The organism is Bradyrhizobium sp. USDA 4452 (assembly GCF_054063575.1).
Genome location: NZ_JBSSGK010000001.1, coordinates 2,552,971 through 2,567,603 on the forward strand (window position 1 = coordinate 2,552,971; position 14,633 = coordinate 2,567,603).

Here is a 14,633-nt window from a genome sequence, read left to right on the forward strand (position 1 = left end):
CGGGACCGGGACGCCCTCCCCTCACGCCGACCGGCCCGCGGCCTCGAGGATCAGCCGCGCAATGGGGTCGGGCTGCGAGATCAGCGCCAGATGGCTGGCCTTCACCTCGATCGTGGTGGCGCCCATCCGCTTGGCCATGAAGCGTTCGAGATCCGGATTGATGGTGCGGTCCTCGGTCGAGACCGCGTAGTAGCTCGGCTTGCTGCGCCAGGCCGCCTGGCTGGTCTTGCCTGCCAGCAGTTGCTTGTGGAACGGCTGCTGCACCGCGTAGAGCACCTTTGCTTTCGCCTCCGGCAGGTCGCCGGCGAAATCGCGCAGGAACGCGGCTTCGCTCAGCCGGCCCTCGTCGCCATCGAACACGATGCCGGCGCTCGCGGGCGGCGTCGGATAGGTCTTGGCCAGTGCGGTGTAGTCCTCGTCCGCATCGGGTGCGCGCGCGGCGACGTAGACCAGCGCCGAAACATTGGGGTGCACGCCGGCCTCGGTGACGATCATGCCGGAGAAGGAATGGCCGACCAGCACCGTCGGGCCGTCCTGACGATCGAGCACACGCTGCGCCGCGGCGACCGCCTCCGGCAGCGTAGTCAAGGGATTTTGCACTGACGTCACATTGAGCCCCGCGGCCTGCAGGCGCGGAATGACCTCGGACCAGCACGAGCCGTCGGCGAACAGTCCGTGCACCAGCACGACGTTGCGCGCCTGCGCCGGCGGCGTGGGTGCGGCGATGCCGCGCGAGGACACCAGCGAAGCGGCAGTTCCAGCAAGCAAGGCAGTCGAGAAGGTGCGTCTGTTCATCAACATGATTGGAACTCGGATCGAAGGATCAGGGGAAACGCGCGGTTGCGGCGCGCGTACAACCTCTCCTACGCAGGCAAAGGCGGTTGGTTACGCGCGCCGCCTCCGCGGTCCTGCAATCGCGATCAAGGATCAGTGAAATGCGTAGAAGATGCGACGAACGTTCATGTGACGTGCGCAACAGTGATTGCTCGAACAAATCCAAATCGATCTCTGCTTACCCCTCTCCCCAGCCCTCCCCCACAAGGGGGAGGGAGCCCGACCGATGTGCCCACCTCACGTTGCGTGGACCCGTCGCGCGAGAATTGGACGTAAAGGATGTGAAGGGGCGTACCGGCGGGAGGGTTCCCTCCCCCCTTGCGGGGGAGGGTTAGGGAGAGGGGTGCCGCTTGCTCAGCTGCTCTGACGCCGGGCGGACAATCGGCTCACCAGCCACCAACCCAGCCCCTGTTCCCGGCCCTTCCAACGAGAATCGTATTGAAGCCTTGGGCTTAGGCAAATTTTAAACCGGTGGGCGTAGGTTACCTATCGCGAGTTCAGTGGTTGAGAGTTTGTGAGTACGCCATGACAGAACCCCATCGCCCGAGGGTGAAATACGTCATCGGGCCTGACGGCAGCCCGTTAACGATTGCGGATTTGCCGGCCCCCGGTACCAAACGGTGGGTCATCCGCCGCAAGGCCGAAGTCGTCGCTGCGGTCCGCGGCGGCCTGCTCTCCCTCGAGGAGGCCTGCAGCCGCTACACGTTGACCGTCGATGAATTCCTTTCCTGGCAGTTCTCGATCGACCAGCATGGTCTGGCCGGACTGCGCACCACACGTATCCAGCAGTACCGGCAGTAAGTTTCTCCTAAAGAGTGGTATTTGACGAAAACCGGCCTCGCTTTGCGAAGCCGGTTTTTTTCATGTCCGCGTTTTTGCCGCGGTTCTTAACCTTCGTTAACCATATGGAAACCATACCCTAGGCAATATTTGCCCAGTCGGACCCGCGTGGGCCGAATCCCTGGGGGCCGTTGGTGCAAAGTCTGGTTGCTTTCTTCAGAGGTCTAGGTGCGGCCCGCCTCGCGGCCATGGTTGCGGTCACTGCGGCCCTGATTGGTTTCTTCGCCTTCGTCATCATGCGCGTCACCACGCCCCAGATGACCACCCTGTTCACCGACCTGTCGACCGAGGATTCCTCAGCCATTATCAAAGAGCTGGAGCGCCAGGCGATCCCGTTCGAGCTGCGCAATGACGGCGCTGCGATCATGGTGCCGAAGGACAAGGTGACGCGGCTGCGAATGAAGCTCGCCGAGGGCGGCATGCCGAAGGGCGGCGGCGTCGGCTACGAGATCTTCGACAAGTCGGACGCCTTGGGCACCACCAGCTTCGTCCAGAACATCAATCACCTGCGGGCGCTGGAGGGCGAACTCGCCCGCACCATCCGCGCCATCGACCGCGTCCAGGCCGCGCGCGTCCACCTCGTGCTGCCGGAAAAGCCGCTGTTCTCGCGCGAGACGCCGGAGCCGTCGGCCTCGATCGTGCTCAGGGTGCGCGGCGCGCTGGAGCCGCAGCAGATCAAGGCGATCCGCCATGTCGTCGCCTCCGCCGTCAACGGGCTGAAGCCGCAGCGGGTCTCGATCGTCGACGAGGCCGGCCAGCTGCTCGCCGACGGCGCCCAATCCGATGCCGATGCCGCGGTCGGCGACGAGCGCCGCGCCGCGTTCGAGAAGCGGATGCGCAAGCAGGTCGAGGACATCGTCTCCTCGGTGGTCGGCGCCGGGCGCGCCCGCGTCCAGCTCTCCGCCGACTTCGACTACAACAAGATCACCCAGACCTCGGACAAGTTCGATCCCGAGGGCCGCGTGCTGCGCTCGACCCAGACCCGCGAGGAAAGTAGCCTCACCGCCGACAATTCCGGGCAGGTCACCGTCAACAACGAGCTGCCGGGCAACCAGAACCAGGACAACGCCGCCCGCGCCCGCGACCAGAGCAAGAAGAGCGAGGAAACCAACAATTACGAGATTTCCCGCACCACCAAGACCGAGGTGACCGAGGCGGGCCGCGTCAACCGCATCTCGGTCGCGGTGCTGGTCGACGGCGCCTACGCCAAGAACGAAAAAGGCGAGATGGTCTACCAGGACCGCTCCAAGGAGCAGCTCGACCGCATCGCCGCTTTGGTCCGCTCCGCGATCGGCTTCGACCAGAAGCGCGGCGACCAGGTCGAGGTCGTCAACCTGCGTTTTGCCGAGCCGCCGGCCGCGCAGCCGATCGCCGAGCCGACCGGCCTGCTCGGCATGCTGCAATTCACCAAGGACGACGTGATGTACGTCATCGAGCTCGGCGTCATGATGATGCTCGGCCTCGTCGTGCTGTTCATGGTGGTCCGCCCGCTGGTCAAGCGCATCGTGGCCGCCGACGTGATCCCGGCGCTGGGCGGCGGTGCGGGCATGCCCGCGCTCGCCGAAGCCCATGCCGAAAGCGCCGGTGCGTCCGGCCAGGCGCTGATCCCGAGCGGCAGCGGCGCGGCGCAATTGATCGACGTCGCCCAGATCCAGGGCCAGGTCCACGCCCAGGCCGTGCACCGGGTCGGCGAACTTGCCGAACGCAATCCGAACGAGACCGTCTCCATCGTCCGTCAATGGCTGAGCGAGCCGGTAGAGAACTGACATGGCCGCCGTACCCCAGACCACCAACGCCAACGACATCGCCACCGTCCTCTCGACGCTGGCGAACCGGCAGAGCGCCAGGCCCAAGGGCAAGCCGCTGCCCGGCCCCAAGCGCGCCGCGATCCTGATGCTCGCGCTCGGCGAGCAGTATGGCGGCAAGATCTGGTCGATGCTCGACGACGAGGAGGTCCGCGAGCTGTCGGTCCACATGTCGACGCTCGGCACCGTCGAGGCCGACGTGGTCGAGGACCTGATGCTGGAATTCGTCTCGCGGATGTCGGCCTCCGGCGCGCTGATGGGCAATTTCGACGCCACCGAACGGCTGCTGCAGCAATATCTGCCGGCCGAGCGCGTCACCGGAATCATGGACGAGATCCGCGGTCCCGCGGGGCGCAACATGTGGGAGAAGCTCTCCAACGTGCAGGAAGAGGTGCTCGCCAACTACCTCAAGAACGAATACCCGCAGACCATCGCCGTGGTGCTGTCGAAGCTGAAGCCGGAGCACGCCGCGCGCGTGCTGGCGATCCTGCCCGAGGACATCGCGCTCGACGTGGTCGGCCGCATGCTGCGGATGGAGGCGGTGCAGAAGGAAGTGATCGAGCGCGTCGAGCAGACGCTGCGCACCGAGTTCATGTCGAACCTGTCGCAGACCCGCCGCCGCGACGCCCATGAGGTGATGGCCGAGATCTTCAACAATTTCGACCGCCAGACCGAGACCCGCTTCATCACCTCGCTGGAAGAGGAAAACCGCGAATCCGCCGAGCGCATCAAGGCGCTGATGTTCACCTTCGACGACCTGATCAAGCTCGATACCGCCTCCGCCCAGACGCTGATGCGCAACATCGACAAGGACAAGCTCGGCGTGGCGCTGAAGAGCGCCAACGAGGAGGTGCGCAGCTTCTTCCTCGGCAACATGTCCTCGCGCGCCGGCAAGATGCTGATGGACGACATGGCCGCGATGGGCCCGGTGCGCCTGCGCGACGTCGACGAGGCCCAGGCGCTGCTGGTCAACCTCGCCAAGGACCTCGCCGCCCGCGGCGAGATCACCCTGACCAAGAACCGCGCCGACGACGAGCTGGTGTATTGATGGCCGCGCCCGCAAAATTCCTGTTCGACACGGATTTCTCGGCGCCGGACCGTTCGCGCGAGCGCGCCCCCACTCCGGCTGAGGTCGCGCAGAAGGTTGCCGACGCCGAGGCGCGTGCCTATCGCGCCGGCTACGAGGCCGCGCTGCGCGAGGCCAAGGTCGAGAGCGACCGGCGGGCGGCGCAGGCGCTGGAAGAGATCGGCACCGCGATCAAGGGCATCGCCGCCCGCTTTGCCGGCATCGAGACGCGGATGGAGACCGAGGCCGTCGATGTCGCGGTCGCGGTCGCCCGCAAGCTCTGCACCGAACTGATCGCGCGCGAGCCGCTCGGCGAGATCACTGCGCTGGTCTCCGACTGCTTCTCGCATCTGGTGGCGACGCCGCATCTCGTGGTCCGCATCAATGATGCGCTGTACGAGGCGGCGCACGACAACATCGAGCGGATGGCGGCGCAGTCGGGCTTCCAGGGCCGCCTGGTGATCCTGGCCGAGCCGACGATTGCGACCGGCGACTGCCGCATCGAATGGGCCGATGGCGGCGTCGTGCTGGAGCGCGCTGCGATCGAAGGCAAAATCAACGAACTCGTCGGGCGCTATCTGGCGTCCCGCAGCGAGGCTGGCTGAAGGCGATTGAGGCTGAACCATGAGCGACACCGACACCCACGTCCCGCTTCCCGATCTCAACGCCGCCGACGCGCCCGGGATCGACGACATCGGCTACAACGAGGACGAGAATGCCGCGCGCATCGCCGCCGACCTCGAGGCCGTGTTCGACGTGCCGGTGCAGGTCTCGGCGGTGCTCGGCCGCTCCAAGATGGACGTCGGCGACCTCCTGAAGCTCGGACCGGGCACCGTGCTCGAACTCGACCGCCGCGTCGGCGAGGCGATCGACATCTACGTCAACAACCGTCTGGTGGCGCGTGGTGAAGTGGTGCTGGTGGAAGACAAGCTCGGCGTGACCATGACGGAAATCATCAAGTCAGAACGCTCGTAACAACCAGACGGTAGCGCGCGGAACCTGCGCGACCAGACGAACAGGAGATCATCATGCGGCTTCTCATCGTTGGCACCCTGAAGGGCCAGCTCACGACCGCGACCAAGATCGCGATGGACAACGGCGCCTCGGTGACCCACGCCGAGGCCGCCGAGCAGGCGATGGGTGTGCTGCGCGGCGGCAAGGGCGCCGACCTCCTGCTGGTCGATGTCGGCCTCGACATCCGCGACCTCGTGATGCGGCTCGAAGCCGAGCACATCCACGTTCCGATCGTCGCCTGCGGCATCTCCAACGATGCCCGCGCCGCGGTCGCCGCGATCCATGCCGGCGCCAAGGAATACATCCCGCTGCCGCCCGACCCCGAGCTGATCGCAGCGGTGCTCGCCGCGGTCGCCAACGATGCCCGCGACCTGATTTATCGCGACGAGGCGATGGGCCGGGTGATCAAGCTCGCGCAGCAGATCGCGGGCTCCGACGCCTCCGTGATGATCACCGGCGAGTCCGGCACTGGCAAGGAGGTGCTGGCGCGCTATGTCCATTCCCGCTCGGCCCGCGCCAAGCGGCCGTTCATCTCGATCAACTGCGCCGCGATCCCGGAACACCTCTTGGAATCCGAGCTGTTCGGCCATGAGAAGGGCGCCTTCACCGGCGCGGTGGCGCGCCGCATCGGCAAGTTCGAGGAAGCGACCGGCGGCACGCTGCTGCTCGACGAAATCTCCGAGATGGATGTCCGCCTTCAATCGAAACTATTGCGCGCCATCCAGGAGCGCGTGATCGACCGCGTCGGCGGCACCAAGCCGGTTCCGGTCGACATCCGTATCATCGCGACCTCGAACCGCAACCTGTCGGAGGCGGTGCGCGAAGGCACCTTCCGCGAGGACCTGCTGTTCCGCCTCAACGTCGTCAACCTGAAGATCCCGCCGCTGCGCGATCGTCCGGCCGACATCCTCGAATTGGCGCAGCATTTCGCCAAGAAATATGCCGAGGCCAACGGCCTGCCGGTGCGCCCGGTCTCCGCCGAGGCGCGCCAGATCCTGACCGCCAACCGCTGGCAGGGCAACGTCCGCGAGCTCGAGAACACCATCCATCGCTCGGTGCTGATGGCGCAGGGTGACGAGATCGGCCCGGAGGCGATCCTGACCCCGGACGGCGACCGTCTCGACCTCGCCAAGACCGCGCCCGCGGTCGCGCATGCCACGCTCGCCGCCGAGCAGGTCACCCGCGCGCTGGTCGGCCGCACCGTTGCCGACGTCGAACGCGACCTGATCCTGGAAACGCTGAAGCACTGCCTCGGCAACCGCACTCACGCCGCCAACATCCTCGGCATCTCGATCCGCACGCTCCGCAACAAGCTGAACGAATATGCCGACGGCGGCATCCCGATCACCCCGGCCGGCAATGGTGCGCCGGATTATCAGCGCATGGCGAGCGCCGGCTAAGAAAGGGAGAGCGGCGGAGAAAGCCCCGCCGCTTGCCGAGCCTCACGAATAATTGGGCGCATCCGGCTTGCGAAAGATCCGGATTGGATCGCCGGGTGTGATGTCGCGGCCGGTGAAGGTCACATACGCATAGAGCGCGAGATAGGCGACGGCGATTGCGCCGACGAGATAGAACAGCCAGGTTCCCACGCGCTTCATCAAACCGTCACGTCTCCAACACGTCTGCGGCTTTTAGAGCGCTTGCCGTGCCAGCGCCACGGCCAACATGCCGCGCCGGCCGCCTTCGCCGTTGATCGCTTGAATCTTGCGGCTAGTTGCCTTATTCAATCTCCTATTGCTCTTTCATATTTAAACAACTGGAGAGTGATATGGCTCTTTACGCGCAGACCAGCGGCACCCTGTCCACCAACTCCGGCACTTTCACGCCGATGCAAGGCCTCAACCTGACGATCCCGGAGGGCGTCGGCACCACCGCGATCATTACGCTCAACGTTCCGAATCCCTACGCCACCGGCACCGATATTCCGGGCGGCATGTTCGGCGTCACCATCAATGGCAAGGTCTCGCCTGTCGTCGCGAGCTTCACCTATAACGAGACCCCGTCGAGCTTTGGCCGCATCCCGACCACGCTCGTCGTCGGCATTCCGCTGGGCAATGCGGCTCAGACCATCCAGGCCGTATGGGCTGGCGTCCGTGGCAGCACTGTGATCATCGACAGCCCGGCGTCGCTGAGCTCAGTCTACTAAAGTCCGATCCGGACCAGCGACGAGCGCTAGCCCACGCCGCGGGCATGGACGTGCCGTGACGGCAGGCTGACCTCGGCCAGCCGCGCCGCATCTTCGTTACGGTCGATCGCGACATACTCGCCGTGCCAATACGCCAGCGCGGCGGTGCGCTCCGATGCGATCACATCGAGCACGCGGCCGATGACGATCGCGTGCGAGTGCCGCTCGATGACCTCCTCGACCTCGCAGTCGATCGCAGCCAGGGCTCCGACCAGCAACGGCGCGCCCGAGGCGCGCGTCGTCCATTCGGCGCCGGTGAACCGGTCGGCGCCCTTCAGGCCGCCCTTGCCGGTGAAGCGTTCGGCGATGTCGAGCTGATCCGCGGTCAGGATGTTGACGCCGAACACGCCGTGGCGCGCGATCAGCGGCCATGAGGAGGCAGCGCGGTTGATGCTGACGATCAGTGACGGCGGCTCGACCGACAGCGACGAGACGGAGGTCACCGTCATTCCGGAGATGTCCTTGCCCCGGCCCGCCGTGATGACGCTGACGCCGCCGGTGAGATGGCGCATCGCGCCTCGGAATTCATCGGCCGCCACCGCGGGCTCGATCGAAACATTGCGGACGATGGAATTCATGGCGGCCTCACAGATCGAATGTGTCTTCGCTGCCCTCGAGCAGATGTTTCAGTATCTCGCCTTCCAGCGCGGCGAGTTCGGCCGAACCGCGCCGGCGCGGGCGCGGCAGGTCGATGGTGACATCCTCGGCGATCCGGCCGTCCTCGATGACCAGCACGCGGTCGGCGAGCGCGACCGCCTCGGCGACGTCATGCGTCACCAGGATCGCGGTAAAGCCCTGGTCGCGCCAGACCCGCTCCAGCAATTGCTGCATCGAGATCCGGGTCAGCGCATCGAGCGCGCCGAGCGGCTCGTCGAACGCCAGCACGCGCGGCTGGGAGACCAGCGCCCGCGCCAGCGCCACGCGCTGCTTCTGGCCGCCCGAGAGCACCGACGGCCACTGCTCGCGCTTGTCGCCGAGGCCGACCTCGACCAGCGCCCGCTCGGCGCGCGCCTGCGCGTCCGCCGACGCGCGCTCGCGCCCCAGACCGACCTCGACATTGGACAGCACTCGCGCCCAAGGCAGCAGGCGCGGCTCCTGGAACATGACGCGGACGTCCTGCGCCCGGGGTTGTTCACCGAAGGCGATGCTTCCCGCCGTCGGCGCGTCGAGGCCGGCGACCAGGCGCAGCAGCGTGCTCTTGCCGCAGCCGCTGCGGCCGACGATCGCAACGAACTGGCCGGCCGGGATGTGCAGGTCGATGCCGCGCAGCACCTCATTGTCGCCGAACGCCTTGCGCAGGCCCCGGATGGTCAGCGACAGGCCGCGGGCCGCGCCTTCCGCCACGCGCCGCAAATGCCGCGCCTTCACGACGATGTCGGCCTGGCCGACCGGTTCGGCACCTGCGGGCTGGAAACGAAGCGCTTCTTGCATTCTCATTCTCACTTCTTCTGGAAGGCGGGGTGCCACGACAGGGTCAGCCGTTCCAGCGCCCGCGAGGCGCTGTCGGCGAGCTTGCCGAGCAAGGCATAGATCAGGATCGAGAGCACCACGACGTCGATCAGCATGAACTCGCGCGCCTGCATCGCCATGTAACCGAGGCCCGACGAGGCCGCGATGGTCTCGGCGACGATCAAGGTCAGCCACATGATGCCGAGCGCAAAGCGCAGCCCGACGAAGATCGAGGGCAGCGCACCCGGGAAGATCACCCGGCGAAACAGCTCGCCGTCGGTCATGCCGTAGATGCGGCCCATCTCGATCAGCTGCGGATCGACGGTGCGGATGCCGTGCAGCGTGTTGAGATAGATCGGGAAGAACACGCCGAGCGCCACCAAAAACAGCTTGGCCGACTCGTCGATGCCGAACCACAGGATGACCAGCGGGATCAACGCCAGATGCGGGATGTTGCGCACCATCTGCAGCGTGGTGTCGGTGAGTTTCGCCGACAGCTGCGAGAGCCCGTTGGCGAGCCCGAACGCGAAGCCGATGCCGCCACCGATCACAAAGCCGATCGAGGCGCGCCAGAAGCTGACCCAGATGTTGCGGACCAGCTCACCCGACAGCAGCAGCTTCCATCCGGCAAGCGCAACGTCGGTCGGCGCCGGCAGCACGCGCGAGGGCACGAAACCGGTGACGCAGGCGAGCTGCCAGATCAGCACAATCGCAAGCGGCACGATCCAGGGGATCAGGCCGTCGACTTTCGGTAATTTCGGTGCGCCGACGCGCGGGAGACTGTCAATGAGACTCATGATTGCGATGCCTGTTTCTGCGGCCGATATTCGTTGCCGATGGTCTCGCCGAACGGCCCGGTGTTGACCCGGATCGGCGTCACGTTGTTGCCGTGTCCGAGCGAGAGCAGCGGGAACACCAGCTCGGCGAAGCGATAGGCTTCCTCGAGGTGCGGATAGCCCGACATGATGAAGGTATCGACGCCGACGTCCTGATACTCCTTGATCCGCGCGGCGACGGTCTCGGGATCGCCGACCAGCGCGGTGCCGGCCCCGCCGCGCACCAGGCCGACGCCGGCCCAGAGGTTCGGGCTGATCTCGAGCTTGTCGCGCCGTCCGCCGTGCAGCTGCGCCATTCGCTGCTGGCCGACCGAATCCATCCGCGAGAAGATCTTCTGTGCGGTCGCAATGGTGTCGTCGGTGACGTATTGGATCAGTTCATCGGCGGCCTTCCACGCCTCCGCATTGGTCTCGCGCACGATCACGTGCAGGCGGATGCCGAACGACAGCTTGCGGCCGCGTTGCGCGGCAACGGCCTTGACCTTGGCGATCTTCTCGGCGACCTGCGCCGGCGGCTCGCCCCAGGTCAGGTATTTGTCGACGGTGTCGACCGCGACGTCGATGCCGGCATCCGAGGAGCCGCCGAAATACAGCGGCGGGCGCGGCGACTGCACCGGATTGAACAGCAGGCGGCCGTCCTCGATCCTGATGTGCTGGCCTTCGACATTGACCGTCTTGCCCGCGAGCAGATCACTGTAGACGTTGAGGAATTCGCGGGTCACGGCGTAGCGCTCGTCGTGACCCAAGAAAATGCCGTCGCCCTTGTTCTCGATCGGATCGCCGCCGGTGACGACGTTGATCAAGAGACGGCCGTTCGACAGCCGGTCCAAGGTCGCGGTCATGCGCGCGGCGACGCTCGGCGACTGCAGGCCGGGCCGGACCGCCACGAGGTAGCGCAGGCGCTCGGTCCAGGGCGCGACGGCTGAGGCCACCACCCAGGAATCCTCGCAGCTCCGTCCCGTCGGCAGCAGAACGCCGTAATAGCCGAGCTGGTCGGCGGCCTGCGCGATCTGGCGCAGATAGTTGAAGTTGACCTCGCGGCCACCGACCGACGTGCCGAGATAACGGCTGTCGCCGTGGGTCGGCAGGAACCAGAGGATGTTGGCGTTGGTTGGGGTGCTCATGTGCCCGGCCTCCATGCGACGTCGGAAATCTTGATTGGTTTGGGGATCAGGCCGAGCGCAAAGAACGTGTCGGCGACCTGCTGCTGATCCGCGATGACAGCGTCGGTGACCGGCTTGATGCCGTAGGCCTGCCGCTTCAGCGCGACCTCGACCACCGGTACCGACAGCCCGATGCTCGGCGCCAGCTGCTCGGCCACGGCGTGGATGTCGCCCCTAGCCCAGTCATCGACTTCACTCAGCTGCGCCAGCACGAGTTCGACGATCTTCGCATCGGTCTGTAAGAACTTCTTCGAGGCGAAATAGAACTGATAATTCGCGACGATGCCGACGCCGTCGGTAACGGTGCGCGCACCGGTCGCGGCCTCGGCCGCGGCCTGGAACGGATCCCAGATTACCCAGGCATCGACCGCGCCGCGCTCGAACGCCGCGCGGGCATCGGCCGGCGCCAGGAACACCGGCTCGATCTCCGAATATTTGACGCCGGCTTTCTCCAGCGCCTTCACCAGCAAATAGTGGACGTTGGATCCCTTGTTGAGCGCGACCTTCTTGCCCTTCAGATCGGTGACCGATTTGATCGGGCTGTCCTTCGGCACCAGGATCGCCTCGCCTTTCGGCGCCGGCGGCTCGTAGGCGACATACTGGATCGGTGCACCGGCGGCCTGCGCGAAGATCGGCGGCGCCTCGCCGGTGTTGCCGAAATCGATCGCGCCGACATTGAGCGCTTCGAGCAGCGGCGGCCCGGACGGAAACTCGGTCCACACCACCTTGGTGCCGACCGCTTTCAACTTCTCCTCGAGCGACCCCTTGCTCTTCAGCAGCACCAGCTTGCCGTATTTCTGATAGCCGATGCGGACGACTTTCTCCTGGCCGTAGGAGGCGCCGACGGTCGCCGCGACGATGCTGACCGAGAGCACCGCGCGGGCAACCCAGCGTCGAAATAAACGCGTCATGGGAATATCCTCTGCATCGAATTGACCAAGCGCGCCGATCAGGTCTGGGGGTTGCGCCAGACGATGTCACGGATCGCGATCTGTTTCGGAATCAGGCCGAGCTTGAAGAAGCGATCGGCGACGCCTTGCTGGGTCGCGATGATATCGTCGGTCACGGGGCCGACCGAGAAACCGGCCCGCCGCGCCGCGATGGTCTGGATATCGAGCGGCACGCCGGTGACCGCGGCCAGCGATTTCGCGACCTCGTCGGGATGCGCCTCGGCCCATTTCGCGCTCGATGCCGTGACATCGACGATCTGCTGCAGGATCGCACCGCGATTCCGCGCGAAGTCGCGGTTGGCGATGTAGAACGCGTTGGTCTTGGTGACATCGCGGCTGTTGACCAGAATGCGGCCGTTCTGCTTGGTCTCGGCGATCGCGAAATAGGGGTCCCAGATCGCCCAGGCGTCGATGCCGCCGTTGGCGAAGGCGGGGCCGGCGTCCGGCGGCGTCAGGTAGACCGGCGTGATGTCGTCATAGGTCAGCCCGGCCTTCTCCAGCGTCTGGATCACGACATTATGTGCGCTGGATCCCTTGGTGAAGCCAACGCGCTTGCCCTTGAGATCGGCGATGTCCTTGATTGCCGAATTCTGCGGCACCAGGATGCCCGACCCGTTCATGATCGGCTGAGCCGCGGCATAAACGATGGCCGCGCCAGCGGCCTGGGCGAAGATCGGCGGGGAATCGCCGACCGCGCCGTAATCGACGCTGCCGACATTCATCGCCTCCATCATCGGCGGCCCCGACGAAAACTCGACCCATTTCACGCTGATGCCCTGCGGCTTGAAATGATTTTCCAAGGCTTCGCGCTGCCGCGTGATAACGAGCACGCCGTTCTTCTGGTAGCCGATACGAATTTCCTTCGCGTCCGCCTGGGCCTGCGCGCGCCCCGACAGCGCAACGGCAGCGGCTGTGGCGAGCGACAGCTGGAGGAACTCACGACGCTTCATTCCAAGACTCTCCTGACGATCAAGCGCGTTTCTCAACACGCGATCATGCGTTGTCAGGATGATGGGGCGCGCGAATGAAGCTGTCGAGCACCGCACAAAAATAGCGATGCCTGCACTTCGGTGCGGGCATCGCGCGTGTCGTTTCGTTCAAGTCGCAGGTCGCGCGTAGCGAATTATTTTCTTCACGGGAACGCGAGGTCGCTGCACAGGAATCGATCAGCCGGCGGCTGCGGTTTTCGGTCCGACATTGACCGCGAGTTTACCATAGCGGTCCGAGAACGCCTGGGTGTCGATCTCCTCGAGCTGGATCGAGCCGTCGAGCACGCCCTTCTTCCAGACATCGTACTCGGGATCGTGCTGGAACTCGGGCATCACCTCTTTCCCGAACAGCTCGAGCGACTCGCAGATGTGCTCATGGGTGTTCTTGCCGGCCTGGTTGAGCAGGATCACCTGGTCGATATGCGAGGCGCGGAAACGCCGCAGCTTCTTGCGCAAGGTCTCCGGCGAACCGATCAGGCCGCCGCGTAGCGCGGCCTCCTGCGCCTCCGGATTCTCCCGCTTCCACTTGTTGTACTCGTCCCACATGTTGACCGTGCCGGGCGCCGGGCGCTGCCGGTTCTGCGCCTGGCCGTAATAGCGCAGCGCGAACTGGAAGAAGGTGGCGCCGTCGGCGCGCCTGCGCGCCTCCTCATCCGTCTCCGCGCACATGAAGAACGAGACCAGCGCCATGTTCGGATTGATCTCGTAGTCGGCGAGCTTCTTCAGCCGCTTGGTGATCGCGTTGTAATAGGCGTGCACCCAGGCATGCGCCGCCTCGGCGCTGACGAACTGGAAGCCGAGCGCGCCGAATCCGTTCTGCCCGGCGCGTTCGATCGTCGGCAGTTGCGAGCAGGCCATCCAGAGCGGCGGATGCGGTTTCTGCACCGGCTTCGGCACGACGTTGCGCAGCGGGATGTCGAAATACTTGCCGTGATGCTCGGTGCCGATTTTGGTGAACATCGGGAAGATCGCACTGACGGCTTCCTCGAACACCTCGCGCTTAGTCTCCATGTCGCGGCCGAACGGCGTCAGCTCGGTGATCGAGGCGCTTTCGCCCATGCCGAACTCGCAGCGGCCGTTAGAGAGCAGATCGAGCACCGCGACCCGCTCGGCGACGCGCGCGGGATGATTGGTGGTGAGCTGGAAGATGCCGTGGCCGAGCCGGATGTTTTTGGTGCGCTGGCTCGCGGCGGCGAGGAAGGATTCCGGTGCCGGCGAGTGCGAATATTCCTCGAGGAAATGATGCTCGACGACCCAGGCATAATCGTAGCCGAGCCGGTCGGCGGTCTCCAATTGCGTCAGTGCATTCTGGTAGAGCCTGAGCTCGTCGCCGTCATTCCAGGGGCGCGGCAGTTGCAGCTCGTAAAAGATGCCGAATTTCATGGCGTCACTCCCAAGGTCGTGCCGACCACCTGTGGTGGTCCCGACCCCTGTTGTTTTCGGTCAGTCTAGTGCCACGCGGGATCAAGTCTAGCCTCGGGCGCGAAACCCCAATTCCGTGC

16 protein-coding genes are annotated in these 14,633 nt (G+C 65.5%); 7 read left to right on the top strand and 9 right to left on the bottom strand.

Annotation, left to right across the window (positions count from 1 at the left end; genetic code table 11):
- Positions 1 to 21: 21 nt before the first annotated feature.
- Complete coding sequence (locus tag ACVISU_RS12160; RefSeq protein ID WP_050402885.1) at positions 22 to 801, bottom strand: alpha/beta fold hydrolase; 780 nt, start codon at positions 799 to 801, stop codon at positions 22 to 24.
- Positions 802 to 1,359: 558 nt separating this feature from the next.
- Here ACVISU_RS12160 and sciP point away from each other — a divergent pair.
- The 6 genes from sciP to flbD all read left to right on the top strand — a co-directional run bounded on the left by sciP (position 1,360) and on the right by flbD (position 6,959).
- Positions 1,360 to 1,635 carry a CtrA inhibitor SciP gene (gene sciP, locus ACVISU_RS12165; RefSeq protein ID WP_002714638.1) on the top strand — a complete coding sequence of 92 codons (276 nt, stop codon included), beginning with the start codon at positions 1,360 to 1,362 and terminating at the stop codon, positions 1,633 to 1,635.
- A gap of 227 nt (positions 1,636 to 1,862) precedes the next feature.
- On the top strand, positions 1,863 to 3,440 hold the full coding sequence (gene fliF / locus ACVISU_RS12170; RefSeq protein WP_430641576.1) for a flagellar basal-body MS-ring/collar protein FliF: 1,578 nt from the start codon (positions 1,863 to 1,865) through the stop codon (positions 3,438 to 3,440).
- Position 3,441: 1 nt separating this feature from the next.
- The gene (fliG, locus tag ACVISU_RS12175) at positions 3,442 to 4,527 is read left to right on the top strand and encodes a flagellar motor switch protein FliG (RefSeq protein WP_456707100.1); all 1,086 of its coding nucleotides are present in this window, start codon (positions 3,442 to 3,444) and stop codon (positions 4,525 to 4,527) included.
- Positions 4,527 to 5,150, top strand: coding sequence for a FliH/SctL family protein (locus tag ACVISU_RS12180; RefSeq protein ID WP_456707101.1), 624 nt, complete (start codon positions 4,527 to 4,529; stop codon positions 5,148 to 5,150). Before fliG ends, ACVISU_RS12180 begins: the two co-directional genes overlap by 1 nt.
- 19 nt (positions 5,151 to 5,169) lie before the next feature.
- On the top strand, positions 5,170 to 5,520 hold the full coding sequence (gene fliN / locus ACVISU_RS12185) for a flagellar motor switch protein FliN (RefSeq protein WP_050402883.1): 351 nt from the start codon (positions 5,170 to 5,172) through the stop codon (positions 5,518 to 5,520).
- Positions 5,521 to 5,573: 53 nt separating this feature from the next.
- On the top strand, positions 5,574 to 6,959 hold the full coding sequence (gene flbD, locus ACVISU_RS12190; protein WP_050402882.1) for a sigma-54-dependent transcriptional regulator FlbD: 1,386 nt from the start codon (positions 5,574 to 5,576) through the stop codon (positions 6,957 to 6,959).
- A 42-nt stretch (positions 6,960 to 7,001) separates the two neighbouring features.
- Here flbD and ACVISU_RS12195 read toward each other — a convergent pair whose 3' ends face one another.
- The gene (locus tag ACVISU_RS12195) at positions 7,002 to 7,157 is read right to left on the bottom strand and encodes a hypothetical protein (RefSeq protein ID WP_172803616.1); all 156 of its coding nucleotides are present in this window, start codon (positions 7,155 to 7,157) and stop codon (positions 7,002 to 7,004) included.
- Between the two features lie 170 nt (positions 7,158 to 7,327).
- On the opposite strand from ACVISU_RS12195, the gene ACVISU_RS12200 reads away from it, so the two are divergent.
- Positions 7,328 to 7,705, top strand: a complete 378-nt coding sequence (locus ACVISU_RS12200; protein WP_456707102.1) for a hypothetical protein — start codon at positions 7,328 to 7,330, stop codon at positions 7,703 to 7,705.
- Between the two features lie 26 nt (positions 7,706 to 7,731).
- Here the strand turns inward: ACVISU_RS12200 and ACVISU_RS12205 are convergent, their stop codons facing one another.
- The 7 genes from ACVISU_RS12205 to ACVISU_RS12235 form a co-directional block, all read right to left on the bottom strand.
- Entirely contained in the window at positions 7,732 to 8,322 is a 591-nt protein-coding gene (locus ACVISU_RS12205) for a flavin reductase family protein (protein ID WP_456707103.1), read from the bottom strand.
- 7 nt (positions 8,323 to 8,329) lie between these two features.
- Positions 8,330 to 9,175: an ATP-binding cassette domain-containing protein gene (locus tag ACVISU_RS12210; protein WP_456710812.1), complete on the bottom strand. Its 846-nt coding sequence runs from the start codon at positions 9,173 to 9,175 to the stop codon at positions 8,330 to 8,332.
- A gap of 8 nt (positions 9,176 to 9,183) precedes the next feature.
- Positions 9,184 to 9,990: an ABC transporter permease subunit gene (locus ACVISU_RS12215; RefSeq protein WP_050402878.1), complete on the bottom strand. Its 807-nt coding sequence runs from the start codon at positions 9,988 to 9,990 to the stop codon at positions 9,184 to 9,186.
- Positions 9,987 to 11,153: an FMNH2-dependent alkanesulfonate monooxygenase gene (gene ssuD / locus ACVISU_RS12220; RefSeq protein WP_456707104.1), complete on the bottom strand. Its 1,167-nt coding sequence runs from the start codon at positions 11,151 to 11,153 to the stop codon at positions 9,987 to 9,989. The genes ACVISU_RS12215 and ssuD overlap by 4 nt, the downstream gene beginning before the upstream one ends.
- Positions 11,150 to 12,103 (bottom strand): sulfonate ABC transporter substrate-binding protein, encoded by a 954-nt coding sequence (locus ACVISU_RS12225; RefSeq protein WP_456707105.1) that lies wholly within the window; start codon positions 12,101 to 12,103, stop codon positions 11,150 to 11,152. Before ACVISU_RS12225 ends, ssuD begins: the two co-directional genes overlap by 4 nt.
- A gap of 38 nt (positions 12,104 to 12,141) precedes the next feature.
- Complete coding sequence (locus tag ACVISU_RS12230; RefSeq protein WP_456707106.1) at positions 12,142 to 13,092, bottom strand: sulfonate ABC transporter substrate-binding protein; 951 nt, start codon at positions 13,090 to 13,092, stop codon at positions 12,142 to 12,144.
- 216 nt (positions 13,093 to 13,308) lie between these two features.
- Positions 13,309 to 14,514: an LLM class flavin-dependent oxidoreductase gene (locus tag ACVISU_RS12235; protein ID WP_456707107.1), complete on the bottom strand. Its 1,206-nt coding sequence runs from the start codon at positions 14,512 to 14,514 to the stop codon at positions 13,309 to 13,311.
- Positions 14,515 to 14,633 lie beyond the last annotated feature (119 nt).